The organism is Acidovorax sp. SUPP3334 (genome assembly GCF_030159055.1).
GTDB lineage: Bacteria > Pseudomonadota > Gammaproteobacteria > Burkholderiales > Burkholderiaceae_C > Paracidovorax.
Window position 1 is genome coordinate 1 of the sequence record NZ_BQXQ01000019.1, and the last position, 21,899, is coordinate 21,899.

The 21,899-nt window shown below is 68.3% G+C and carries 24 protein-coding genes and 1 pseudogene; 18 read left to right on the forward strand and 7 right to left on the reverse strand.

The annotated features are described in order from the left end of the window. The coding region (locus AVHM3334_RS12395; RefSeq protein WP_284412807.1) for an integrase core domain-containing protein at positions 1 to 132 on the forward strand (132 nt) is incomplete at its 5' end. A 44-nt stretch (positions 133 to 176) separates the two neighbouring features. Here AVHM3334_RS12395 and AVHM3334_RS12400 read toward each other — a convergent pair. Then, positions 177 to 578: pseudogene (locus AVHM3334_RS12400) on the reverse strand (porin); the annotation flags it as partial. 217 nt (positions 579 to 795) lie between these two features. Beyond that, positions 796 to 1,830, reverse strand: coding sequence for a porin (locus AVHM3334_RS12405; RefSeq protein WP_284412699.1), 1,035 nt, complete (start codon positions 1,828 to 1,830; stop codon positions 796 to 798). A gap of 307 nt (positions 1,831 to 2,137) precedes the next feature. Here AVHM3334_RS12405 and coq7 point away from each other — a divergent pair, with 307 nt between their 5' ends. Further along, positions 2,138 to 2,755 (forward strand): 2-polyprenyl-3-methyl-6-methoxy-1,4-benzoquinone monooxygenase, encoded by a 618-nt coding sequence (gene coq7, locus AVHM3334_RS12410; RefSeq protein WP_284412701.1) that lies wholly within the window; start codon positions 2,138 to 2,140, stop codon positions 2,753 to 2,755. Between the two features lie 9 nt (positions 2,756 to 2,764). Here coq7 and AVHM3334_RS12415 read toward each other — a convergent pair whose 3' ends face one another. Beyond that, positions 2,765 to 3,214: an OsmC family protein gene (locus AVHM3334_RS12415; RefSeq protein ID WP_284412703.1), complete on the reverse strand. Its 450-nt coding sequence runs from the start codon at positions 3,212 to 3,214 to the stop codon at positions 2,765 to 2,767. Between the two features lie 305 nt (positions 3,215 to 3,519). On the opposite strand from AVHM3334_RS12415, the gene ilvA reads away from it, so the two are divergent. The 3 genes from ilvA (at position 3,520) to AVHM3334_RS12430 (ending at position 6,581) form a co-directional block, all read left to right on the forward strand. Beyond that, positions 3,520 to 5,085: a threonine ammonia-lyase, biosynthetic gene (gene ilvA, locus AVHM3334_RS12420; protein ID WP_284412705.1), complete on the forward strand. Its 1,566-nt coding sequence runs from the start codon at positions 3,520 to 3,522 to the stop codon at positions 5,083 to 5,085. A gap of 75 nt (positions 5,086 to 5,160) precedes the next feature. Further along, a complete protein-coding gene (locus AVHM3334_RS12425) occupies positions 5,161 to 5,973 on the forward strand; it encodes an adenosylcobinamide-GDP ribazoletransferase (protein ID WP_284412707.1) in 813 nt (270 codons plus the stop codon). Beyond that, positions 5,970 to 6,581, forward strand: a complete 612-nt coding sequence (locus AVHM3334_RS12430; protein WP_284412709.1) for a histidine phosphatase family protein — start codon at positions 5,970 to 5,972, stop codon at positions 6,579 to 6,581. The genes AVHM3334_RS12425 and AVHM3334_RS12430 overlap by 4 nt, the downstream gene beginning before the upstream one ends. A 75-nt stretch (positions 6,582 to 6,656) precedes the next feature. Here the strand turns inward: AVHM3334_RS12430 and AVHM3334_RS12435 are convergent, their stop codons facing one another. Next, complete coding sequence (locus tag AVHM3334_RS12435) at positions 6,657 to 7,100, reverse strand: type II secretion system protein N (RefSeq protein ID WP_284412710.1); 444 nt, start codon at positions 7,098 to 7,100, stop codon at positions 6,657 to 6,659. Positions 7,101 to 7,147: 47 nt separating this feature from the next. Here AVHM3334_RS12435 and gspG point away from each other — a divergent pair, with 47 nt between their 5' ends. From gspG to AVHM3334_RS12485, 10 genes are all read left to right on the forward strand, one after another. Then, on the forward strand, positions 7,148 to 7,600 hold the full coding sequence (gene gspG / locus AVHM3334_RS12440; RefSeq protein ID WP_284412712.1) for a type II secretion system major pseudopilin GspG: 453 nt from the start codon (positions 7,148 to 7,150) through the stop codon (positions 7,598 to 7,600). Between the two features lie 84 nt (positions 7,601 to 7,684). Further along, the gene (locus AVHM3334_RS12445; RefSeq protein ID WP_284412714.1) at positions 7,685 to 8,122 is read left to right on the forward strand and encodes a pilus assembly FimT family protein; all 438 of its coding nucleotides are present in this window, start codon (positions 7,685 to 7,687) and stop codon (positions 8,120 to 8,122) included. Next, positions 8,119 to 8,502, forward strand: coding sequence for a type II secretion system minor pseudopilin GspI (gene gspI, locus AVHM3334_RS12450; protein WP_284412717.1), 384 nt, complete (start codon positions 8,119 to 8,121; stop codon positions 8,500 to 8,502). Before AVHM3334_RS12445 ends, gspI begins: the two co-directional genes overlap by 4 nt. Further along, positions 8,438 to 9,196, forward strand: a complete 759-nt coding sequence (locus AVHM3334_RS12455; protein ID WP_502869898.1) for a PulJ/GspJ family protein — start codon at positions 8,438 to 8,440, stop codon at positions 9,194 to 9,196. The genes gspI and AVHM3334_RS12455 overlap by 65 nt, the downstream gene beginning before the upstream one ends. Next, on the forward strand, positions 9,193 to 10,188 hold the full coding sequence (gene gspK / locus AVHM3334_RS12460; RefSeq protein WP_284412720.1) for a type II secretion system minor pseudopilin GspK: 996 nt from the start codon (positions 9,193 to 9,195) through the stop codon (positions 10,186 to 10,188). Before AVHM3334_RS12455 ends, gspK begins: the two co-directional genes overlap by 4 nt. A gap of 56 nt (positions 10,189 to 10,244) precedes the next feature. Continuing rightward, complete coding sequence (gene gspL, locus AVHM3334_RS12465; protein WP_284412722.1) at positions 10,245 to 11,480, forward strand: type II secretion system protein GspL; 1,236 nt, start codon at positions 10,245 to 10,247, stop codon at positions 11,478 to 11,480. Then, the gene (locus AVHM3334_RS12470; protein WP_284412724.1) at positions 11,477 to 12,073 is read left to right on the forward strand and encodes a type II secretion system protein M; all 597 of its coding nucleotides are present in this window, start codon (positions 11,477 to 11,479) and stop codon (positions 12,071 to 12,073) included. The genes gspL and AVHM3334_RS12470 overlap by 4 nt, the downstream gene beginning before the upstream one ends. A gap of 148 nt (positions 12,074 to 12,221) precedes the next feature. After that, complete coding sequence (gspN, locus tag AVHM3334_RS12475; protein WP_284412808.1) at positions 12,222 to 12,977, forward strand: type II secretion system protein N; 756 nt, start codon at positions 12,222 to 12,224, stop codon at positions 12,975 to 12,977. A gap of 4 nt (positions 12,978 to 12,981) precedes the next feature. Beyond that, complete coding sequence (gene gspD / locus AVHM3334_RS12480; RefSeq protein WP_284412726.1) at positions 12,982 to 15,396, forward strand: type II secretion system secretin GspD; 2,415 nt, start codon at positions 12,982 to 12,984, stop codon at positions 15,394 to 15,396. A gap of 3 nt (positions 15,397 to 15,399) precedes the next feature. Continuing rightward, the gene (locus tag AVHM3334_RS12485; protein WP_284412728.1) at positions 15,400 to 16,761 is read left to right on the forward strand and encodes a GspE/PulE family protein; all 1,362 of its coding nucleotides are present in this window, start codon (positions 15,400 to 15,402) and stop codon (positions 16,759 to 16,761) included. Positions 16,762 to 16,806: 45 nt separating this feature from the next. Here the strand turns inward: AVHM3334_RS12485 and AVHM3334_RS12490 are convergent, their stop codons facing one another. From AVHM3334_RS12490 to AVHM3334_RS12500, 3 genes are all read right to left on the reverse strand, one after another. Then, positions 16,807 to 17,097, reverse strand: coding sequence for a hypothetical protein (locus tag AVHM3334_RS12490; protein WP_284412730.1), 291 nt, complete (start codon positions 17,095 to 17,097; stop codon positions 16,807 to 16,809). A gap of 166 nt (positions 17,098 to 17,263) precedes the next feature. After that, entirely contained in the window at positions 17,264 to 17,935 is a 672-nt protein-coding gene (locus AVHM3334_RS12495) for an IS630 family transposase (RefSeq protein WP_284412732.1), read from the reverse strand. Continuing rightward, positions 17,935 to 18,378 carry a helix-turn-helix domain-containing protein gene (locus tag AVHM3334_RS12500; RefSeq protein ID WP_284409849.1) on the reverse strand — a complete coding sequence of 148 codons (444 nt, stop codon included), beginning with the start codon at positions 18,376 to 18,378 and terminating at the stop codon, positions 17,935 to 17,937. The genes AVHM3334_RS12495 and AVHM3334_RS12500 overlap by 1 nt, the downstream gene beginning before the upstream one ends. A 133-nt stretch (positions 18,379 to 18,511) precedes the next feature. Here AVHM3334_RS12500 and AVHM3334_RS12505 point away from each other — a divergent pair, with 133 nt between their 5' ends. From AVHM3334_RS12505 to AVHM3334_RS12515, 3 genes are all read left to right on the forward strand, one after another. After that, positions 18,512 to 19,519 (forward strand): LLM class flavin-dependent oxidoreductase, encoded by a 1,008-nt coding sequence (locus AVHM3334_RS12505; protein ID WP_284412734.1) that lies wholly within the window; start codon positions 18,512 to 18,514, stop codon positions 19,517 to 19,519. Between the two features lie 146 nt (positions 19,520 to 19,665). After that, positions 19,666 to 20,901 carry a type II secretion system inner membrane protein GspF gene (gspF, locus tag AVHM3334_RS12510; protein ID WP_284412735.1) on the forward strand — a complete coding sequence of 412 codons (1,236 nt, stop codon included), beginning with the start codon at positions 19,666 to 19,668 and terminating at the stop codon, positions 20,899 to 20,901. Between the two features lie 31 nt (positions 20,902 to 20,932). After that, the gene (locus AVHM3334_RS12515) at positions 20,933 to 21,838 is read left to right on the forward strand and encodes a 5'-nucleotidase (protein ID WP_284412737.1); all 906 of its coding nucleotides are present in this window, start codon (positions 20,933 to 20,935) and stop codon (positions 21,836 to 21,838) included. The last annotated feature ends 61 nt before the right edge of the window (positions 21,839 to 21,899 follow it).

Consider the following 21,899-nt stretch of genomic DNA (forward strand, 5'->3'; position numbering starts at 1 on the left):
GCGCAGCGAACCCAAGCCCTGGCGAGCTGGCAGCACCACTACAACTGGCACCGACCGCACAGCGGCATCGGATCGATTGCCCCGATGGACAGGCTCATCCCCGCAAACAACCTCTTGACGGTTCACATCTAGGGCTTGTACACGTCCATGTACGGGGAGTACGGATAAGAGGCTTACGTGCTGGTGACGAGGTCGAAAAGGATGTTGTATTGGCGGCCCATCGTGAGCCGTCCGAAGCCACCTTGCACTCCGACCCAGGATTGCTGGAAGTACGGCGTCGCCGCGGTGCCGGTGTCGGCACCGAAGCGGTTTTCCAGATTCACCAGCGCCTTCAGTCCACCGCCCAGGTCTTCGGTCACGTTGATACCCCAACGGCTTTGCGACATCCCTCCGCCAACCATCTGATTCAGCGAGCCACCCGGGCTGCCTGCCGGACCCTCATTGTTCGTATGGCGGTAGGCCATGTCCACAATACCGTACAGCTGCACGCTACTGGTATTGGCCTGGGCGAAAAGCAATGGCGAAGCCACGGCAAGTACAGCGGCAGCAATCGTCTTTGTCACAAACGGAGTACGCATGTTTTGTCTCTTTCTGCTTGGAATAAGGGAAATTCATTTTAGAAATCCCCCTTTTTGCAGAACAGACTGGTTGGCGGCAGACCCACAGGCGTTTTTCCTGGTTTTTTGTTACATGCGCGACAGAGGAAAACCGGCCCCAAAAAAGCAAAAAGCCACCGACCCGAAGGTCAGCGGCTTTTTTTCTTCTCAAGAAATGCTGACTGGTGTCAGCAATTCATTAGAAGGAGTGACGAATACCAACTTGGTAGCCGTTGACGTTCTCGCCAGGCAGAGCGGTAGCGCCGGTCAGGCCGTTGCTGGCCAGAACGCGCGTTGCGCCGCCCTTGTTTTGCATGTGAGCGATCGTGCCGTACACAGCGGTGCGCTTGGACAGGTCATACACATAGCCCAGAGCCAGAACGCGCGAATCGGCGCCGCTGTTCTTCAGGTCGAGGTTCGCGAACGAAGCCTTCACCGTGCCTGGACCGACAGGAGCCGTCAGGCCGATCAGGTACGTAGCGTACTTGGTCTGCACAGCAGCGTTGTTCTTCTCTTGGTGATAGATGAAGATTGGCTTCACGACGCCCAGGTCGTACGAACCAGCGATGGAGTACGTGGTCACGTCTTGGGGAGCCGTAGCGCCGCGCAGCTTGTCAGCTGCCAGGGTCACGCTCAGAGGACCGTTTTCGTAACCGCCGGCCAAGCCGAGGTAGTTGCCAGCCTTGTCGTAGGCAGCGTTGGAAGGCGTTTCGCCGAAAGCGTAGTGCACGGTACCGAAGAAGCCACCCAGGTTGCCAGGGGTGCGGTAGCTCACGCCGTTGCCGATACGGAAAGGTTGGCCAGCGATGCCGAAGCCCAGGAAGTTAGCAACGCCAACTTGACCGAACGGGTCATACGAGCTGGGCTTCTCGTAGCCAGCCGTCATTTCACGACCCAGACGAACTTCACCGAAGTTGCCCATCAGGCTCAGCGTGGAACGACGCTTGAATTCGAAGCCAGGACCCGTAGCGCCGCCGCCAGCACCGGTACCGGTGTCGTTCTGGATAGCGCCTTCGAGCCAGAAACCAGCCTTCAGACCGCCACCGAGGTCTTCAACGCCGCGGAAACCCAGACGGCTGGTTGCATTGCCGCTGTTATACACGCCGGTCACGGAATTGTCGGCGGAAACGCGGCCAACGCCAGCGTCAACGATACCGAACATCGTGACGGAAGATTGAGCCATTGCAGCGCCGGAAGCAGCCAGCACAGCCAGGGCAATCAGGGATTTTTTCATTGCGAGTTACTCCAAGGTTAAACGAGGGCGCCGGTTCGGGGGGCTGAGATGCACAAGCGCAGTCCGCCGGGTCCCCGGGCCAACCTCCTGGTGGGGAAGTTGTCCTTATTGCAACAGAGGCAGGTCGGTTTCGCAAAGGAATTCCCTCACAATTGCACCGAAAGGCCTAAATCGTTGCTGTGCTGCAACAACCCTTAGAGCCGTCACGGAATCGACTCATTGCGGCGCCGCCTGTGCAAAGGGTGCTCGCATTTGTTGCATCCATCCGAAATCTTTTGTTGCACTTCGAATTTCACTTCGTTTTTCCATGGACCAATTATTGACGGCGGTGGACACCGCGCTGCGCACCTTGTTCGCCAAGCCGCGCGCCAGCGAACCCTCCCCCGCCCGCGAGCATGCGGAAGCCGAATTATCCCCGGCCGAAAAGCGTTTGGCAGGCGCCCTGATGCGGGTCAATCACGTGGGCGAAGTCTGTGCACAAGCGCTTTATACCGGTCAGGCGGCGGTCACCCGGGATGTGCAACTGCGTAACCATCTGCTCGAAGCAGCCCGCGAAGAGACAGACCACCTTGCCTGGACGCGGGAACGGCTCGATGCGCTGGGCCACCGGCCGAGCCTGCTCAATCCGCTGTGGTTCGCCGGAGCATTCGCCATTGGCTGGACGGCCGCGCAGGTCAGCGACCGGGCGAGCCTGGGTTTCGTGGTCGAAACCGAGCGGCAGGTGGCACGGCATCTGCAAAGCCATCTGGACAGATTGCCTGCCCGGGACCTGGCATCGCGTTCGGTCGTGGCCCGCATGAAAAGCGATGAGGAGCGGCATGCCAACGGCGCGCTGGCGGCAGGCGGACAGCAATTGCCGGCCCCCGTGCGCCTGCTGATGAAGGCGGCCGCCAAATGCATGACCACCGTGGCTCACCGCATCTGAAGCTGCCGGTCACCCTTCGATGATGTCGAATCCCGTGGTGATTTCGGCCGTCTTCGCCAGCATGATGCTGGCCGAGCAGTATTTCTCATGGCTCATGGCAATCGCGCGCTCCACCGCTGCGGCGGGCAGATCCTTGCCGGTCACGGTGAATTGCATGTGGATGCGCGTGAAGACCTTGGGATCGACGGGTGCGCGCTCCGAGGTGAGCTTGACGCTGCAGCCCCGCACGTCATGCCGGCCACGCTTGAGGATGAGCACGACGTCGTAGGCGGTGCAGCCGCCGGTGCCCGCGAGTACGGTTTCCATGGGCCGTGGCGCCAGGTTCTGCCCGCCATTGGCAGGGTTGGCCCCGTCGGGCGCACCGTCCATGGCCAGCACGTGGCCGCTGCCGGTTTCGGCGATGAAACCCATGCCGGAACGGGTGCCCGAAGCGCCCGTCCAGGTGACTGTGCATTCCATGTTGTTTTTCTCCATCAAAAAAAGCGAAAACGGCATTTCCATCCCACGATGGCCCGTCAATTTTGCTGCAACGCAGCATCCTTTGGGCTACACTTCGAGCCATGCGTTGCCCGAAAGGGCCGACAGCAAACCCAGAAAGTTTGTTCGCACCCATTGTCTCCTCCATCTCCTCAAAGGATGGATTCGGCCCCGGTCTTCACAGTCCGGGGCCGTTTTTTTTGTCCTTCGCGTGGCGGTGGCGTGCCGAAAGCCAACCTCTATGATGGCGGCCCGCTCGCCACCGGCGCGGCAATGATTCGAACGACATGACCCAGCACCTCACGCCCCTGGACTATCTGAAGAAGATCCTCACCGCCCGCGTCTACGACGTGGCGGTCGAGTCGGCCCTGGAACCTGCGAAGGCCCTGAGCCGCCGGCTCCACAACCAGGTGCTGCTCAAGCGCGAGGACCAGCAGCCGGTGTTCAGCTTCAAGCTGCGGGGCGCCTACAACAAGATGGCGCACCTGTCGCCCGAGCAGCTTCGCAAAGGCGTGATTTGCGCCTCGGCCGGAAACCACGCCCAGGGCGTGGCGATGAGCGCACACAAGCTGGGCACGCGTGCCGTCGTCGTCATGCCCACGACGACCCCCCAACTCAAGGTGGATGCCGTCAAGACACTGGGCGGCGAGGTGGTGCTGCACGGCGACAGCTACTCCGACGCCTACGGTCACGCCATCGAGCTGCAGGCGGCGCAGGGCTTGACGTTCGTGCATCCCTTCGACGACCCCGACGTGATCGCCGGCCAGGGCACCATCGCCATGGAAATCCTGCGCCAGCTGCAAAGCCTGGGCAGCAACCGGCTCGATGCGGTGTTCGTGGCGATCGGCGGCGGCGGCCTGGTGAGCGGCGTGGCCAATTACATCAAGGCCGTGCGCCCCGAGATCCGCATCATCGGCGTGCAGATGAACGATTCCGACGCCATGGCGCAGTCGGTGGCGTCGGGCAGCCGGGTCACGCTGGCCGATGTGGGGCTGTTTTCCGACGGCACGGCCGTCAAGCTGGTGGGCGAGGAAACCTTCCGCGTGGCCCAGGGCCTGGTGGATGAGTTCATGACCGTGGACACCGATGCGGTCTGCGCGGCGATCAAGGACATCTTCGTGGACACGCGCAGCATCGTGGAGCCCGCCGGCGCGCTGGCGGTGGCGGCCATCAAGCAGTACGTGGAAAAGCACGATACGCGCGGCGAAACCTACGCTGCCATCCTGTGCGGCGCCAACATGAATTTCGACCGCCTGCGCTTCGTGGCCGAGCGGGCCGAGGTCGGCGAGGAGCGTGAAGCCCTGCTGGCCGTCACGATTCCCGAGGAGCGCGGCAGCTTCAAGCGGTTCTGCGAAGTGGTGGGCGAGCTGCCGGGAGGCCCACGCAACGTGACCGAGTTCAACTACCGCATCAGCGACGCGGCGCGCGCCCATGTCTTCGTGGGCCTGACCACGCGCGGCAAGGGCGAGTCGGAAAAGATCGCGCTCCACTTCCAGCACCACGGCTTCCAGGCGCTGGACCTCACCCACGACGAGTTGACCAAGGAGCATTTGCGCCACTTGGTGGGCGGCCGGTCCGCGCTCGCGCAGGAGGAGCGGCTGCTGCGCTTCGTGTTTCCGGAGCGGCCGGGCGCGCTGTTCAAGTTCCTGAGCCTGATGCAGCCGAGCTGGAACATCAGCCTGTTCCACTACCGCAACCAGGGCGCCGACTACGGGCGCATTCTGGTGGGCATGCAGGTGCCGGCAGGCGATGCGGCGGCGTTCGACGCCTTTCTCGCCACGCTGGGCTACCCGTACGTGGAAGAGACGATGAACCCCGCCTACCAGCTCTTCCTGCAGGCCGGACACGCCTGAGCACGGCGTTAGTCAAAACAGCCTCCAGCGCAATCATCACTAGGGCACATAGCTATTTATTCGATAGCAAACCAGATGCAAGCCCTTCGCCACTTTCTGCTGGCCGTTCAGTTCTTCACCCGGATTCCGGTCACCGGCCGCGTGGCGGCCTGGGTGGGCTACAGCCCTGCCCTGCTGCGTGCGAGCGCTGGGCACTTTCCAGGGGTGGGATGGCTGGTGGCAGCGGTGTCAGTGGCCGTTTACGCCATGCTCGGGTGGGGGCTCGGGCCGCAGCCGCTGGCGCCCTGGGTGTGCGCGGTGTTCAGCACGGCGGCCACGGTGCTCGCCACGGGAGGCTTTCATGAAGACGGCCTGGCCGACGTGGCCGATGGCCTGGGCGGCAGCCTGCAGCGCGAACGGGCGCTGGAGATCATGAAGGATTCCCGCGTCGGCGCCTTCGGAGCCATGGCACTGGTGCTGGCGCTGGTGGCCAAGCTCGCCTTGCTCGCGCTGCTGGGGTCGGCCGGCCTGGGTGTGGTGCTGCCGGCCCTGGTGGGCGCTCATGTGCTTTCGCGCTTCTGGCCGCTGGTGCTGGTCCGCACGCTGGCCCACGTGGGCGACACGGCCACGTCCAAGAGCAAGCCGCTGGCGGACCAGATCAGCCTGCGCTCGCTGGGCACTGCGGCCTTGTGGACCATTGGGCCTCTGGCGCTGATGGCGGCTGCGCTGGGCGCTACTGCACTGATGGCATCCGTCGCTTTCAGCGCCGCAGCCATGCTGTGGATGCGGCGCTGGTTCGCGCGCCGGCTGGGCGGCTTTACCGGCGATTGCCTGGGTGCGGCGCAGCAGATCGGCGAGATCGCCATCTACCTGGGCGTGGCCATCGCACTAGGCCAGGGCCTGCGGTGACGCGGCGCCTTTGGCTGGTGCGGCATGCCGTGCCGCTGGTGGCGCCGGGGCTGTGCTACGGAGCGCTCGACGTTCCCGCCGACCTGGCCGCCACCGCCGACGCCGCGCGCCGGCTGGCCCAGGCCCTGCCGCACGCCTTGGCGGCCGCGTTCCACTCGCCGCTACAAAGATGTGAGCAGCTTGCGCATGCCCTGATTGCGCCAAGGCCCGATCTGGCTTGCGAACCCGACGGAAGAATCGCCGAGATGGACTTCGGCGCCTGGGAAGGACGCCCGTGGGATGCCATCGCCCGTGCCGACATCGATGCCTGGACGCAGCGCTTTCCCGACCCCCGCCCCAGTGGCGGCGACAGCCTGGCCGCGATGCTGCAGCGCGTGGGCGCCGCGCTGGACGAGGCACGAAAGACATCGCGCGACCGCGATGGCGACGTGCTGTGGATCACCCACGCCGGGGTGGCGCGCTGCGTGCAATGGCTGCAGGCCGAGCCTGGGCGCATGCCGCGCGCCGACGAATGGCCGATCCCGGCACCGGGCTATGGGGAATGGATGACCGTGCCGCTGGGCGACGGCACCAGCGGCGCCATTGCAGAGCATCGCCAGCCTGCCTGAATCGGTTGCACCGAATGTGCGCCGTGGCAGCCGAGCCAGCACGTCGGCGCTGGGTTGTCGGCGCTCCGCGCTCCGCTATCGCTTGTCCGGAATTTCCAGGGTGACGCTGGCAGCGCCATCGGGCGTGGGGCCCAGGCGGGCCTGGCGGCGGCTCAAGGCTTGCAGCACCAGTCCTTCGGCCACGGTAGCGCCCACGCGGTACGGCTTGGCAGGCTGGCTGTCCACCGCAATCAAGGCCGCGCCGCCGCCGCTGGCCGTGCCGGCCAGCACTCCCACCAGGGCGAACCGGCTGGGCTCCTTCACCGCGGGGGCGGTGGGCGCCGCAGGGCCGGCGCCCAGCAGCCGGGCCAATGCCTGGGCATCGGGCGCGAGCGGCGCGGGCGCTGCCGCCGCCACGCCCGGCCCGGCCGGCCGGGCCGTCAGGCGCAGGCCCCAATAGACCACGCTTGCACCTGCCAGCGCCCACAGGGCCATCGTGCCCAGGCGCACGCCCCACCTGCCGTATGTATTTGTCACCATCGCCCGATTATGATTGACCGCATCTGCCCTATCCGAGTCGCCCCTCAGTGAATTCACACGCTTCTTCCCTTGTCCGCACCGCACGCCGCCGCCTGGTGGCCGGCTTCACCCTGATCGAGCTGATGGTGGTGCTGGTGATCATCGGCGTGCTCGCCGCGCTCATCGTGCCCAACGTGCTCGACCGTGCCGACGACGCCCGCAGCACCGCGGCACGCACCGACATCACCAACATCGTGCAGGCCCTCAAGCTGTACCGCCTGGACAACCAGCGCTACCCCACCGCCGAGCAGGGCCTGCAGGCGCTCATCGCCAAGCCGTCATCCGGTCCCGCGCCCGGCAACTGGCGCCCTTACCTGGAAAAGCTGCCCAACGACCCCTGGGGCCGTCCCTACCAGTACCTCAGCCCCGGCATCAAGGGCGAAGTGGACGTGATGTCGTTCGGGGCCGACGGCCAGTCCGGCGGCGAGGGCAAGGATGCTGACATCGGCAGCTGGCAGTGAAAGCCGCCCGACGGGCCCACGGCCCGGGCATCGCGCAATGGACATGAGCCCGCTGGCCTTCGGCCCGGTGGCGATCGATCTTCCGTGACTCCGCACCCTTTCCGCCGCGCCCGGGGCTTCACGCTGTTCGAGCTTTTGGTCGTGGTCTCGATCATTGCGCTGGCCACCGCCGGCGTGGGCTTCGCGCTGCGCGACAACGGCCAGACGCTGCTCGACCGCGAGGGCGAACGCCTGTCCGCGCTGCTGGAAGCGGCCCGTGCGCAATCGCGGGCTTCGGGCGCGACCGTGCGCTGGCGCGCGTTCGCTGGCGGCTTCCGTTTCGAAGGGCTGCCCGGCAACCCATCGCCGGGCGCCTGGCTCGACCCCGGCACGCAGGTGCTGGGACCGGCTGTGGTGCAACTCGGGCCGGAGCCGCTCATCGGTCCGCAGCAGATCCTGCTGGCCAACCAGGGCCACCCGGGGCGGGCGGTGCGCGTGGTCACCGATGGTTTGCGGCCGTTCACCGTGGAGCCCACGCAATGACCAGCCGCTCCGTGGTTTCGCGCCGGCGCGGTGCGCGCGGCTTCACGCTGGTCGAGGTGATGGTCGCGCTGGCCATCGTTGCGATCGCGCTGATGGCCGGGCTGCAGGCCACGTCGGCCCTCACCCGCAACGCCGCGCGCCAGACCGATGTGCTGCTGGCCCACCTGTGCGCCGAAAACGAATTGGTGAGGGTGCGCCTGTCGCGCCAGATGCCGCCCATCGGCGACAGCACGCTGGCCTGCGAGCAGGCGGGGCGCCGCTACGACGTCTCGCTCATCGTGCGGCCCACGCCCAACCCGCAGTTCCGCCGGGTGGATGCCCAGGTCTCCGACGGGCAGAACTCGGTGCTGCGCCTGTCCACCATCGTGGGGAGGTACTGACGTGGCCCGCCCGCAGCGCCATAGGCGCGCCTCCGGTTTCACCTTGATCGAACTGCTGGTGGCGATCACCATCATGGCGATCCTGGCGATCATGAGCTGGCGCGGCCTGGACGGCATGGTGCGCGCGCAGGAGCAGACGCGCGAACGCGCCGACGGCCTGCTCGTCATCCAGGCGGCGCTCGCGCAGTGGGGCACCGATCTGGACGCCCTGCAGGCCATCGACCAGACCGAGCCGCTCGACTGGGACGGCCAGGTGCTGCGCATGACGCGCCGCAGCAGCGCCGAGCCCGACGAAGGCCCCGTGGTGGTGGCCTGGACGCGGCGCAACGTGAACGGCATCGACCAGTGGCTGCGCTGGCAGTCGCCCCCCGTGCGCACGCGGGCCCAGTGGCGCGAGTCCTGGCAGCGCGCGGCGCAGTGGGCGCGCACGCCGGGCCAGGCCGAGCGGCGCACCGAAACCGTCCTCATGCCGCTGGTGAACTGGCAGGTCTACTACTACCGCGACGGCGCCTGGTACAACGCGCTTTCCGGCAGCGCAACCAACGCCAACGTGGCGCAATCGCAAGTGCCCACGGCGGCCACCAACATTCCCGAAGGCATTCGCCTGCAATTGACGCTGCCGCCGGGCCGCGCATTGGCCGGCGTGCTGACCCGCGACTGGGTCAATCCCGTGAACGGGGGAGGCAAGTCATGACGCCGCGCCGCCCCGCTCCCCCCTGCCGGCCCGCGGCACGCGGCGCTGCGCTGCTGGCGGCCATGCTCACCGTGACGCTGGTGGCCACATTCGCTGCTGCGGCCATGTGGCAGCAGTGGCGGGCCGTCGAGGTGGAGACCGCCGAGCGCGCGCGGGCGCAGTCGGCCTGGATCCTGGCCGGCGCCCTCGACTGGTCGCGCCTCATCCTGCGCGAGGACGCCATGGCACGCAACGGCGACGGCACCGATCACCTGGCCGAGCCCTGGGCGGTGCCGCTGGAAGAGGCCCGCCTGTCCACCTTCCTGGCGGCAGACCGCAACGTGAGCCAGCCCGAGGACGCCAGCACCGACACGGCCGACGCCTTCCTGTCGGGCCGCATCATCGACCTGCAGTCGCGCATGAACCTTTTCAATCTGGTGGACGGCACGGGGCAGGAGCTTGCGCTGCGCCAGTTCACCCGGCTCTTCGAGCAGCTCGGCCTGCCGCGCCAGCAATTGAACGTGCTGGCCGACGGGCTGCGCCGGGCCAAGGCCACGGGTGGCGATACCGGCACCGCGCCGCTCATGCCGCGCTCGGTGTCGCAGCTGTCGTGGCTGGGCGTGGATGCGGCCACCATCGCCGCGCTGGAACCCTACGTCACCATGCTTCCCCGGGGTACGCGGGTGAACCTCAATACGGCCAGCGCCCAGGTGCTGCATGCCAGCATCGACGGGCTCGACATGGCCGGCGCTCAACAACTGGTGTCGGCGCGCGAGGCCCGGCACTTTCGCAACGAGGAAGACGCGCGCAAGCTGCTGAGCGGCTCGGCGCAGATGGACACCGGCACCCACACCGTCAACTCGTCGTACTACGAAGTGCTCGGCCAGCTGCGGCTGGGCAGCACGGTGGTGCAGGAGCGTTCCCTGGTCTACAAGGCAGGCCGCGAAGCGCGCACGCTCTGGCGCGAACGCGGGGTCTTCGCTCGCAGCGACGCCAACGCGGCCGCCCGCTGACCCCAGCCGCGCGATCCGTCATGCAACGCCCCTAAAATGGCCCGCGAAACCCATCCATGAGCACCCTCATTCTTTCCTTGCCCCCGGGCATTCCGGGGCCGGCCACCGAGTACGGCTACACGCTGACCACCGACGGCCACACCGCCACACGACACGCGAGTGCGCCCGCTTCGCTGCTGCCCGACCCTGGCCGCGCCGGCGAACGGGTGGCCGTGGTGCCGGCCCGCGCCCTGTCGTGGCAGCGCGTCACGCTGCCGCCGGGTGCCGGCACGCAGGCGCCGCGCCTGCGCGCCGTGCTCGAAGGCCTGCTCGAAGAGCGCCTGCTGGACGACCCCGCTGCGCTGCACTTCGCGCTGGAGCCGGGCGCCCGCCCGGGTGCCCCCGCCTGGGTGGCCGTGTGCGACCGGGCCTGGCTGCGCGGTGCGCTGCAGGCGCTCGAAGCCGCAGGCCGGCCGGTGCAGCGCGTGGTGCCCGAATTCGCTCCAGGCCCCGGCGCCAGCGGAGCCCCCGAATACTTCGCACTGGGCACCCCGGAAGACGCCCAGCTGGTCGCCACCGCACAGGGCCCCGATCAGGCCGTGGCGGTGCTGCCGCTGTCGCCCATGGCCCTGCAACTGACGGGCGCGATGGCCGAGGCCGAGCAGCCTCCCGCCGTGCGCGCCGAGCCCGCCGTGGCCGAGCTGGCCGAGCAGATGCTGGGCCGGCCCGCCGTGCTCTACACCGCCAGCCAGCGCGCGCTGGACGCCGCCCGCGGCGAGTGGGACCTGGCGCAGTTCGACCTGGCCAGCAGCCGCCGCACCCGCGCGCTGCGCAAGGCCGGCAGCACGCTCGGCACCTTCGCGCGGGCGCCGCAGTGGCGCGCCGCTCGCTGGGCGCTCGGTGTTCTGGTCGCCACGCAACTGGTGGGTCTCAATGCCTGGGCGTGGCAGGAGCGGCAGGCGCTGGAGGCCAAGCAGGCCGGTGTGCGCGCCGCGCTCACGCAGACCTTTCCCCAAGTGAAGGTGGTGGTCGATGTGCCCGTGCAGATGGAGCGCGAACTCGCCCAGTTGCGCCAGGCCACCGGCAGCGTCTCCCCGCGCGACCTCGAACCCATGCTGGCCGCCGCCGGTGCCGCCCTGCCGCCAGGGCAGTTGCCCACGGCGCTCGACTACAGCGCGGGCGACCTGCGCCTGCGCGGCCTCGAACTGCCGCCCGACGTGCTCGCCAGCGCCAACCAGCGGCTGTCCGCTGCCGGGTATTCCGCCCGCCTGCAGGACGGCCAATGGCTGCTGCGCACCGGAGGCCAGCCATGAAACGCCCTTCTTCTTTCGCTGCGGCCGATTCGCCGTCGGCGTCCGCCGCCGCGCCCCTGCGGGCTCGGTGGAAGGCACTGGCGTCGCGCGAGCAGTCGCTGGTTCTGGCCGCTGGCGGCCTGGTCGCCGCCGCGCTGCTGTGGTGGGTGGCGGTCGCGCCCGCGCTGCAAACCCTGCGCAGCGCGCCCGCCCGCCACGCCGAGCTGGACGCCCAGCTGCAGCACATGCAGTCGCTTCAGGCCGAGGCGCTGCAACTGCAGAGCGCACCGCGCCCGCCGCTGGGCGATACCGCCCAGGCCCTGCGCAGCTCGCTCACCCAGAGCCTGGGCACGACCGCACAGATGGCGGTGCTGGGCGACCGTGTCACGGTCACGCTCAAAGGCGCGCCCGCCGATGCGCTGGCACTGTGGCTTTCGCAGGCGCGCAGCAATGCCCGCACCGTGCCGATCGAAGCCCGCCTTGCGCGCAGCAGCACCGCCGTGGTCGGCCCGACGGCCGCGAACAAGCCACCGGCCGCCCTGTCCCACCAGCCCGCGGAGCCCGACATGCCGCGCTGGGACGGCACGCTGGTGCTGGCGCTGCCGCCGGGTTGATGGGTTGCCGTTCGCCGATGCTTTCCTTGCCCACGCACTGCCCTGACCCTGAACCCCGCCTTTTTTCAAGCCCCTTTTGAACGCCACCGTGTCCCGCACCGCTGCCTCCCGCTCTTCTTTCGCCGGCTCCGGCAAGCCGCACTCGCCGATGGGCTGGGCGCTGGCCGGCTGCCTGCTGGGCGCGTTGCCGGCGCTGCTGGTCTTCGCCCCGGCCCAGTGGCTGGCCCATGCCGTGGAGCAGGCCAGCGGCGGGCAGGTGCTGCTGGCCCAGGCGCGCGGCACGGTGTGGACCGGCTCGGCGCAGATGGTGCTCACCGGCGGGCGCGGCAGCCAGGACCAGACCGCCCTGCCCGGCCGCCTGGACTGGCGCCTGCGGCCCACATGGAACGGTGCCCGCGCCGAACTGCGGGCCGATTGCTGCACGCCGCAGGCCGTGCAATTGCACGTGCACCCGCACTGGGAGGGCGCCCGCGTGACGGTGGCCGACGCCCGCAGCCAGTGGCCCGCCGCCGTGCTGGCTGGCCTGGGCACGCCCTGGAACACGCTGCAGCCGCAAGGCCAGCTGGCGCTGGACACGCGGGGCCTGTCTTTCGACTGGTCCGCCGGGCGGCTCGTGGTGGACGGCCAGGCGCAGGTCGATGCGCTGGACATGTCCTCGCGCCTGTCCACGCTGCGCCCCATGGGCAGCTACCGGTTGCTGCTGCAGGGCGGGCAGGCGCCCACTCTGGCGCTTTCGACCCTGGACGGCGCGCTGCGCCTGTCGGGCAACGGCCAATGGGTGGGGCAGCGCCTGCGCTTCACCGGCGAGGCCACTGCAGCGCCCGAGCGCGAAGGCGCGCTGTCCAATCTTCTCAATATCATCGGGCGGCGCAACGGCGCGCGCTCCATCATCACCGTGGGTTGACCCTATGACTTCCTTGACTTCGCAACGCCTGCGGTTCGCGCTCCACTCCCTGGCCGCAGCGGCCCTGCTGGCAGGCGCCGGCGGCACGCTGCAGGCCCAGACGGCGGTGGGCACCGGCACCAGCAGCGTGCGTGCCGGCGAGCCGGTCACGCTCAATTTCGCCAATGCCGAGATCGAGGCCGTGGCCCGCACCATGGCCACCATCACCGGCCGCAACGTCGTGGTGGACCCGCGCGTGAAAGGCCAGCTCACCCTGGTGACCGAGCGCGCGGTAACGCCTGCCGCGGCCTTCCAGCAATTCCTGGCCGCCCTGCGGCTGCAGGGTTTCACGGTGGTGGAAGCGGCCGGCCTGTACAAGGTCGTGCCCGAAGCCGATGCCAAGCTGCAGGCCGGCAACGTGAGCGTGTCGGAAAGCGGGCTCGGCGGCACGCGGGGCGGCGGGCAGATCGTCACGCAGATCTTCAAGCTCAATTTCGAGAACGCGGCCAATCTGGTGCCGGTGCTGCGCCCGCTCATCAGCCCCAACAACACGATCAACGTGAACCCCGGCAACAACTCGCTGGTGATCACCGACTATGCGGACAACCTGCAGCGCCTGGCGCGCATCGTGGCCGCCATGGATGTCTCCAACGCCAGCGACGTCGAAGTGATTCCGCTGCAAAACGCCCTGGCCACCGAACTGGCCCCCCTGGTGTCGCGCCTGCTCGAAGGCAGCGGCACCACCGGCGCCGCCGTGCCGGCGGTCGCCCAGGGGCAGTCGGACACGTCGTTCCGCACCACGCTGCTGGCCGAGCCGCGCAGCAATTCGCTGATCCTGCGCGCCTCCAACCCGGCGCGCCTGGCGCTCGTGCGGGCGCTGGTGCAAAAGCTCGACCAGCCACCGACCCCCGGCAGCAGCGCGGCCGGCGGCAACATCCACGTGGTGTATTTGAAGAACGCCGACGCCACCAAGCTCGCGGCCACGCTGCGCGCGGCGCTGTCGGGGGACATGGGCAGCAGTTCTTCGGGCGGCGGGGCCACCTCCGGCGCGCCTTCGGGTTCGGGCATGGGCATGGGCATGGGCTCCACCGGGCTGGGCGGCGGCATGTCGCAGACCAGCGGCGGCGGCAACAGTTCGATGGGCAGCAACTCCGCCTTCGGCGGGGGCAGCAGCAGCGGCGGCGGGCTGGGCAGCAATGCCGGCGGCCTGGGCAGCTCGGCCAACAGCAACCAGCCATCCACGGGCGGCCAGATCCAGGCGGACCCGACGACCAACTCGCTCATCATTTCCGCACCCGAGCCGCAGTTCCGGCAGCTGCGCGCGGTCATCGACCAGCTCGACGGACGGCGTGCGCAGGTGCTGGTGGAGAGCCTGATCGTGGAGGTCTCGGCCAACAAGGTGGCCGAGTTCGGCATCCAGTGGCAAGGCGTGCTGGGCAACACGGGCAGCGGCACGGTGGGCGTGATCGGAACCAACTCCACGCAGGGCGGCGGCACCAACATCATCAACCTCGCACTGGCGGCGGCCAGCGGCAATGCAGCCAGCATCGGCTCGGCAATCACCGGCAGCAACAGCCTGGGCAAAGGCCTGAACGTGGCCGTCGCGCCGCGCATCAACGGCAACTACTACCTGGGCGCACTGGCCAATTTCCTGGAGAACACGGGCGATGCCAACGTGCTTTCCACCCCCAACCTGATGACGCTGGACAACGAGGAAGCCCAGATCATCATCGGCAACAACGTGCCGTTCGTGACGGGCTCGTACGCCAACAGCACCGGCAGCAGCACCGTGAGTCCGTTCACCACCGTCGAGCGCAAGGACGTGGGCCTGATGCTGCGCGTGCGCCCGCAGATCAACGAGAACGGCTTGGTCAAGCTCACGCTGTACCAGGAAGTCTCGCAGGTGAACGACGGCACGCTCACGGCCGCCAACGGCCCCACCACGAGCAAGCGGTCGATCGAGTCCACCGTGCTGGTGAACGACGGCAGCGTCATCGTGCTGGGCGGCCTGCTGGAAGACCGCTACGCGCTCGGCCAGGACAAGGTGCCGCTGATGGGCGACCTGCCGCTGGTGGGCGGCCTGTTCCGCAATGAAAACCGCTCGCGCCGCAAGACCAACCTGATGGTGTTCCTGCGCCCGGTCGTGATCCGCGACGCCGCCACCAGCGATGCCGTCATGACCGACCGTTACGAAGCCATCCGCGCCCTGCAGCAAAACACCCAGCCCGCGCCCAGCAACGTGATGCGCAGCGTGTCCGAGGCGCCGGTGCTGCCGCCCCTGCGCAACGACACCGCGCCGACCACGCCGGTGTCGCCCCAGACGCCGATGCGCACGGCGCCGATCGCACCGCTGGTGCCCGAACAGCGCGCGGTGCCCCGGTCGATGTCCGCGCCGTCCGACGAGTACACCGCCCCCCCGGAAAAGCTCAGCCCTCAGTAACCCATGCGCCACCCGCTTCCCTACGCCTTCGCGCGCACTGCCCAGCTACTGCTCGAGGACGACGGCCAGGCCACCGTCCTGTGGCACGGCCCCGCGCCCGATGCCGGCGCACTGTCCGAAGTGCTGCGCAAATACGCGGTGCGCCAGCTCATGCCGCTGGACGCCCATGCGCTGGCGCAGCGCATCAGCGCGGCCTATTCGCAGGGCGAATCGAGCGCGGCCACGGTGGTGAGCGAGGTCGAGTCCGACGCCGACCTCTCGCGCATGATGCAGGAGCTGCCGGCGGTGGAAGACCTGCTGGAATCGGCGGGCGATGCGCCCATCATCCGCATGCTGAACGCGCTGCTCACGCAGGCCGCGCGCGACGGGGCGAGCGACATCCACATCGAGCCCTACGAGCGCCACTCCAGCGTGCGCTTTCGCGTGGACGGCACCCTGCGCGAGGTGGTGCAGCCCAACCGCGCCCTGCATGCCGCGCTGATCTCGCGCCTGAAGATCATGGCCGACCTCGACATCTCGGAAAAGCGCCTGCCGCAGGACGGCCGCATCAGCCTGCGCCTGGGCACCCGCGCCATCGACGTGCGCGTGTCCACCCTGCCCAGCGCCCACGGCGAGCGCGCCGTGCTGCGCCTTCTGGACAAGAGCGGCAGCAAGCTGAGCCTGGAGGCCGTGGGCATGCAGGGCAACACCCTGCACCGGTTCGACAGCCTGATCCACCAGCCGCACGGCATCATCCTGGTGACCGGGCCCACGGGCTCGGGCAAGACCACCACGCTGTATGCCGCGCTAGAGCGGCTGGACGCGGCCAGCAGCAACATCATGACGGTCGAAGACCCCATCGAATACGAGCTGCCGGGCGTGGGCCAGACCCAGGTGAACGCCAAGATCGACCTCACCTTCGCCAAGGCCCTGCGTGCCATCCTGCGCCAGGACCCGGACGTGATCATGATCGGCGAAATCCGCGACTTCGAGACCGCGCAGATCGCGATCCAGGCCTCGCTCACCGGCCACCTGGTGCTCGCCACGCTGCACACCAACGACGCCGCCAGCGCCGTCACGCGCCTGACCGACATGGGCGTGGAGCCTTTCCTGCTGTCCAGCTCGCTGCTGGGCGTGCTGGCCCAGCGCCTGGTGCGCAAGCTCGACCCGTCCGACCCCAGCGGCTACCGCGGCCGCACGGGGGTGTTCGAAATGCTGGTGGTGGACGACACGCTGCGCGCGCAGATCCACAACCAGGCCTCCGAGGCCGAACTGCGCGCCACGGCCCTGGCCGGCGGCATGACGCTGATGCGCGACGACGGCGAGCGCCTGGTGCGCGCCGGCATCACCAGCCCCGAGGAAGTGCTGCGCGTCACGCGGGATTGAAGGCAGGGGATGGGCGGCGCGAAGCGCCCGCCAACCATTGCTATTTTATTGATAGCAATACCCCCTAGTGCTGATTGCGCTGGAGGCTTTTTTGACTTGAACCCTTACCGCCGGCAGCCGCTCGTCGCGCGCGCCCTCCAGCACCTGCGCCCGCCACGGCAGCCAGCGCTCGTGGCTGGCGATGGCGGCGTCGATGTCGATCTCGGCCAGCAACTTGGCCGCCTCGTCGCCCATCACCACCAGTTCGCTGGCGTTGCTGTCGGGCAGGGAGGTCCAGTCGTCGTCCACGGCCTTGCCATCCCCACGGGGCGTGAACAGGCGGCTGAAAAATCCCATGTCGGTGTCTTGGTGCGTGCCCCGGCTCGGCACCGCCGCGGGTTGCGGCACTGCAGGGGGCATGGACGGCGCTGCCATCATGGCCGGCGATTATCGACGCTCGCCCGGCCATGGCAAAAACCGACATCCGTCCACTGCGCCCACGGTGCCGGGGATGCCTAGTACATCAACACGTAAGTTTCGGAACGTAATGGTTGCCGAGTTTTTGATCGGCATCCTGTCGGGTGAACTTCCAGTCGATGGTGCGCTGTAGCGCATTCCTTGCGTGCTGCCAGGCATCCACCTCGACTTGCAGCGCGCCAGGATTGGGAACGCGGCGATCAAGGCACTGACGACTGAGGATGCCGATCTCGATCTCGGCCATGTTGAGCCAACTCGCGTGCTTTGGCGTGTAGTGGAACTGCACTCGGCGCAGCAGTTTGGCTGCCGCGCTTTGACCCAGCACGTCATCGAAGGACTTCCTGAAGTGAATGTTCAAGTTGTCCAGCACCAGATGGACACGCCGTGCCTTGGCATACCTGCTGGTCAGCAGCTCGTCGATGAAGGTGACGAAGTCAAACTTACCCCGGCGCTCAGTGACGGACACGACTCGCTGGCCCGCCTTGGGTTCGACAGCCACGAACAAGTTCGTCGTGCCGTTGCGGACATATTCATAGTCCTGCTTGCCCGCGACTCCATGCTTCATCGGAAGTGGCGCCCTGCTGTGGCCGATCAGTTGCAAGCTCTTGTCGTCCATGCAGATCACCGGCTCGTCGCGTCGCAAGGGCTTGGCATAAAGCGCGAGCAAGTCGTACATGCGATTGCGGTACTCCTCAGTCAGAGTGCCGATGCACCACATCAGCCGCCGCCAGGGCTTGAGATCGTTTTTTTAAGCATGCGGCGAACGGTCTCGCGGCTCACATTGGACAGACCTGGCTCCAAGCGCGCAGCGCGTTCAAGCTCCACGATCGTCCACCGCTGCTTGCCTGCAGGTGGACTGGAGCAGGCCAGTGCCATCACTCGCGCCTGGGCATCCGTGTCGTACTGCGCCGGCCTGCCGGAGCGCGCGACATCGAAAACAGCGAGTTCCACGCCGCCTTGCAGATACGCCGATCGCGTTCGCCACAGCGATGTACGCCCGATTCCCAGAACTGCCAGGATCTGAGCCTCTGGAATCCCGCGATCCAGGCACGACAGGACGTGTGCTCGATTGACTTCTCGGGAGTGTCTCAGTCCCTTGCTGCGTATCTCCTCAACAACCGCCCGGTCTCCCTCGCTCAAGTGCAGTTCCGTCTGACGCATGAGAACATTTCCATCTATTGAGTGACGATAGATGGAGTGTATTAATGTTTCGTTAATTACGTGTCAATGTACTAGCACCGAACCGATGGCCGCGGGCCAGCACAGGTTTGGCCTGCGCCGCACAATCGTGCGAATGACTTCCACCCCACGCTTCCCCGCCCTGTCCATGCTCGATCTGGTTGCCGTGCGCGAAGGCGGCACGGTGGCCGAAGCCCTGCAGGTCACCGTCCGCACCGCCCAGCACGCCGAATCGCTGGGCTTTTCGCGCTACTGGCTGGCCGAACACCACAACATGCCCGGTATCGCCAGTTCGGCCACCGCCGTGCTGGTGGGCCATCTGGCCGGCGCCACGCAGCGCATCCGCGTGGGCTCGGGCGGCATCATGCTGCCCAACCACGCGCCTTTGGTCGTCGCCGAAGCCTTCGGCACCCTGGCCGAGCTGTACCCCGGCCGCATCGACCTGGGCCTGGGCCGCGCGCCCGGCACCGACGGCCCCACCATGCGCGCGCTGCGCCGCGACCGGGTGGAGACCGAGCAGGACTTCCCGCGCGACGTGGCCGAGCTGCAGCGCCTGCTGGGCCCGGTGCAGGCCGGCCAGCGCCTCATCGCCACGCCGGGCGCGGGCACCGAGGTGCCGATCTGGCTGCTGGGCTCCAGCCTGTTCTCGGCCCAGCTGGCGGCCGAGCGCGGCCTGCCCTACGCGTTCGCCTCGCACTTCGCGCCGCGCATGCTGCACCAGGCCATCGACATGTACCGGCGGCTGTTCCGCCCCTCGCCCACCCTGGCGGCGCCCTACGTGGTGGTAGGCGTGCCGGTGATCGCCGCGCCCACCGATGCCGAGGCCGAGTTCCTGGCCAGCAGCACGTACCAGCGGGTGCTGGGCATCCTGACCGGCCACCGCCTGCATTTGCAGCCGCCCGTGGAAGACTTCGCCGCCCGGCTTTCGCCGCAGGAGCGCGCCGCCATCGGCGACTTTTTGGCGGCGGGCGTGATCGGCGGGCCCGACACGGTGCGCGCCGGCCTGCGCGAGTTGGCCGAAGAAACCCGCGCGGACGAATTCATGCTGGTGAGCGACGTGTACGACCCGGCGCTGCGCCTGCGGTCGCTGGACATCGTGGCCGCCGCCAACCGCGCGGACTGACCGGCGGCGCACGGCGGTAAAACGGCACGCGGCGGGCGGCCGGACACGGGGCCGCCTTCGGCAGCGGCTACCATCACGCACCACCCCGTTGCCGCCATTGCGGCTTGCCCTTTCGCCGCCCCTTTTGCCGACCCCGACTGAACCGCATGCCCGCCTTTTCCTTTGAAGCCCTCGACGCGCAAGGCCAGACCCGCAAAGGCACCATCGAAGCCGACACCGCCAAGGCCGCCCGCAGCCTGCTGCGCGCGCAGGCGCTCGTGCCCCTGGCCGTGGAGGCGCTCGCAGCGGGCCAGGGCCCGACAGGCGGCGGCGCGGCCTCGTTCAGCCAGCGGCTCTTCACACGGCCGGTGTTCGGCGCCACGGCGCTCTCGATCTGGACGCGCCAGCTCGCCGGGCTCGTCGCCTCGGGCCTGCCGCTGGAGCGCGCGCTCACGGCCCTGGCCGACGAGGCCGACGACGAGCGCCAGCGCCACCTGGTCGCCACTCTGCGCGCCGAGGTCAACGCCGGCTCCACCTTCGCCCGCGCCCTGGGCGCGCACCCGCGCGAGTTCTCGGCCATCTATTGCGCCGTGATCGGGGCCGGCGAGCACAGCGGCAACTTGGGGCTGGTGCTGGAGCGGCTGGCGGACGACCTGGAAGACCGCCAGGCGCTCAAGGCCAAGCTGATCGGCGCGGCGCTGTACCCGGCCATCGTCACCGTGGTGGCCATCGTGATCGTGCTGTTCCTGGTGGGCTACGTGGTGCCCCAGGTGGCGGCCGTGTTCGCCGGCACCAAGCGCGCCCTGCCCTTTCTCACCGTGGCCATGCTGGCGATCAGCGACGCGGTGCGCCATTACGGCTGGGCAGCGCTGATTGCTATTATTTTCATAGCATTTGGGGCAAGATATTCCCTGGCGCAGCCGCGTTTTCGTGAAAAATTCGATGCCGTGTGGCTGACCCTGCCGCTGGTGGGCAGGCTGGCGCGCGGCTACAACGCGGCGCGCTTCGCCGGCACGCTGGCCATGCTGGCGGGTGCCGGCGTGCCCATCCTGCGGGCGCTGCAGGCCGCCGCCGAGACGCTGAACAACCGCGCCATGCGCGCCGACGCGCTCGACGCGCTGGTGCTGGTGCGCGAGGGCGCGCCGCTGGCCTCGGCCATGGCGCAGAAAAAGCGCTTTCCCGGCCTGGTCGCCATGTTCGCCCGCCTGGGCGAGCAGACCGGCCAGCTGCCCGTGATGCTGCAGCGCGCGGCCACGCAACTGTCCACCGAGGTGCAACGGCGGGCCTTGCAGCTGGCCACCATCCTGGAGCCGCTGCTCATCGTGGCGATGGGGCTGATCGTCATGTTGATCGTTCTGGCCGTGCTCATGCCGATCATCCAGCTCAACCAGTTCGTCAAGTGACGTCGATGCGCCTTCTCCACCGGAGCACCCCATGGCCATGACCCTGGACGACAAGCTCGTCGTCGCCATCTCTTCGCGCGCGCTGTTCGATTTCGAAGAAGAGAACCGCCTGTTCGACCCGTTGCAGCCCCAGACCTACATGCAACTGCAGCTCGACCGGCTGGACATGCCCGCGCGCCCCGGCGTGGCGTTCTCGCTGGTCAAGAAGCTGCTGGCCTTCAACGAGCCCGGCCACCAGCGCGTGGAGGTGGTCGTGCTGTCGCGCAACGACCCGGTGAGCGGCATGCGGATCTTCCGCTCGGCCAGCGCGGCGCACGTGCCGCTGGAGCGCGGCGTGTTCACGCAGGGGCGCGATCCGTTCCGCTACCTGCGGCCGCTGGGCGCGCACCTGTTCCTGTCCGCCAACGAGGCCGACGTGCGCCAGGCCCTGCAACTGGGCTACCCGGCCGCCCGCGTGCTGACCGAATCGGTGCAGGCCAGCCATGCCAACCCGCACGAAGTGCGCATCGCCTTCGACGGCGACGCCGTGCTGTTTTCCGACGAGGCAGAGCGCGTGTACCAGGCGCAGGGGCTGGCCGCCTTCCAGCGCCACGAAACCGACAAGGCCGCGCAGCCGCTGCCCGACGGCCCCTTCAAGCCGCTGCTGGCCGCGCTGCACCGCCTGCAGCAGGCCGCCGGCAGTTCGTCCGGCATGCGCCTGCGCACCGCGCTGGTCACCGCCCGCAGCGCGCCGGCGCACGAGCGCGCCATCCAGACGCTCATGAACTGGAACATCGCCGTGGACGAGGCCATGTTCCTCGGCGGGCTGGACAAGGGCGGCTTCCTGCGCGAGTTCGAGCCCGACTTCTTCTTCGACGACCAGACGGGCCACGTCACCTCGGCGGCGCGGCATGTGCCCTCGGGCCATGTGAGCAGCGGCATCTCCAACCCCGGCTGAGGGGCAAAGATCACGCAACCTTTGCAACCAGCGGTGAAACCCGGCCGTTGCCGATTGCAAT